2 protein-coding genes are annotated in these 1,954 nt (G+C 74.0%); both read left to right on the top strand.

The window, feature by feature from the left end; all coding sequences use genetic code 11:
* The coding region (locus tag KBX39_RS29980; protein WP_210873765.1) for an ABC transporter ATP-binding protein at positions 1 to 972 on the top strand (972 nt) is incomplete at its 5' end.
* Positions 969 to 1,907, top strand: a complete 939-nt coding sequence (locus tag KBX39_RS29975; RefSeq protein ID WP_113974298.1) for a dihydrodipicolinate synthase family protein — start codon at positions 969 to 971, stop codon at positions 1,905 to 1,907. The genes KBX39_RS29980 and KBX39_RS29975, both read left to right, overlap by 4 nt.
* The last annotated feature ends 47 nt before the right edge of the window (positions 1,908 to 1,954 follow it).

The raw sequence follows: 1,954 nt of genomic DNA, 5'->3' as shown, positions 1-1,954 counted from the left end.
GTCTACGCGCTCACCGGCGCCGACCTGGTCATCCGGGCCGGCGAGACGGTCGGCATCGTCGGCGAGTCCGGCTGCGGCAAGTCCACCCTCGCCAAGGTGCTCGTCGGCCTGCAACGGCCGACCGCCGGCACGGTGTCCTTCGCCGGCAAGGACGTGTGGTCGATGACCGCCACCGAGCGGCGCGAGCACATCGGCGCCGGCGTCGGCATGATCTTCCAGGACCCGGCCACCTCACTGAACCGCCGGATGCCGGTACGCGACATCCTGCGCGACCCGCTCGACGTGCACCGCCGGGGCACCCGGCAGCAGCGCGAGCAGCGGGTGACCGAGCTGATGGCCCTGGTCGGCCTGCCCCGCTCGGTCGCCGACGTGCTGCCCAGCCAGCTCTCCGGCGGCCAGCGCCAGCGGGTGTCCATCGCCCGCGCGCTGGCCCTGGAACCGGGGCTGGTCATCGCCGACGAGCCGACCAGCGCGCTCGACGTGTCGGTCCGCGCGCAGATCCTCAACCTGCTGCTGGACCTCAAGGATCGGCTCGGCCTGGCCATGGTGCTGGTGTCGCACGACATCCAGACCGTCAAGCGGGTCAGCGACCGGGTCGTCACCATGTACCTGGGCCGCATCGTCGAGCAGACCCCCGCCGACCTGCTGCCCGAGGGCGGCCGCCACCCGTACACCCGGGCGTTGTTCTCGGCCACGCCGGGCCTGCTCTCACCGATCGAGCCCATTCCGCTGGTCGGCCCGGTCCCGTCGGCGACCCGGCCGCCGAGCGGCTGCCCGTTCCGGACCCGCTGCTGGGCCGCCACCGACGGCTGCGCCGTGGACATGCCCGCGCCGCGCCCCGCCGAGGGCGCGGGCCACGAGTTCCGCTGCCACCACCCGGTGCCCGCCGGCACCGCCAACACCGAACTGGTCGCGCTCGCCACCTCGGCGACCGGCCGCACCACAACTGAGTCTGTCGAGGAGAACCTGTGACCACCCCAGCCCCGCGGTTCGCCGGAGTCGTGCCGCCGGCCGTCACCCCCCTGACCGAAGAGGGCGAGGTCGACGTCCACTCCCTGGAACGGCTGGTCGAATGGCTGCTCGACGCCGGCGTCGACGGCATCTTCGCCCTCGGCAGCTCCGGCGAGACGGTCTTCCTCACCGACCGGCAGCGGGACCTCGCGCTGGAGACCATCGTCAAGACCGCCGGCGGCGCCGTGCCGGTCCTCGCCGGCTGCATCGAACCCACCACCCGCCGGGTCGTGGAGCGGGCCGAGGCGTCCACCCGGCTGGGCGCGGACGGCCTCGTCGTGACCGCCCCGTTCTACGCCATCGTCGGCCCGCACGAGATCGAGCGGCACTTCCGCGCCGTCGCCGCGGCGGTCGAGCTTCCGCTGCTGGCGTACGACATCCCGGTCTGCGTGCACAGCAAGCTCTCCGTCGACCTGCTGACCCGCCTCGCCACCGAGGGTGTGCTGGCCGGCGTCAAGGACTCCAGCGGCGACGACGTCGCGTTCCGCCAGCTGGCGCTCGCCATCGCCGAGCACGCGCCGGAGCGCGACTTCAGCCTGCTCACCGGCCACGAGGTCGTGGTCGACGCGATGATGCTCGCCGGTGGCTCCGGCTCGGTGCCCGGACTGGGCAACGTGGACCCGGCCGGGTACGTGCGGCTGCACCGCGCCTGCGTGGCCGGCGACTGGGCCGCGGCCCGCCGGGAGCAGGACCGCCTGACCCGGTTGTTCCGCATCGTCGACGCGGCCGACCCGGCCACCTCGGCGGGCGCCACCCGGGGCGTCGGCGCGTTCAAGACCGCGCTGTCCCTGCTCGGCGTCATCGCCGGCAACGCGGTGTCGCTGCCGCTGCGGCCGCTGGACGACGCCGAGACGGGCCGCGTGCGTACCCAGCTGGAACTGGCCGGGCTGCTCTGACCATGCCCGAGGTGAGCACGACCGGTCTGGTCGCCGCGCTCGACATC

This window comes from Micromonospora sp. D75 (assembly GCF_018070405.1).
In the GTDB taxonomy this organism is placed as follows: Bacteria; Actinomycetota; Actinomycetes; order Mycobacteriales; family Micromonosporaceae; genus Micromonospora; species Micromonospora chalcea.
This window is presented reverse-complemented; position numbering and strand designations above follow the sequence as displayed.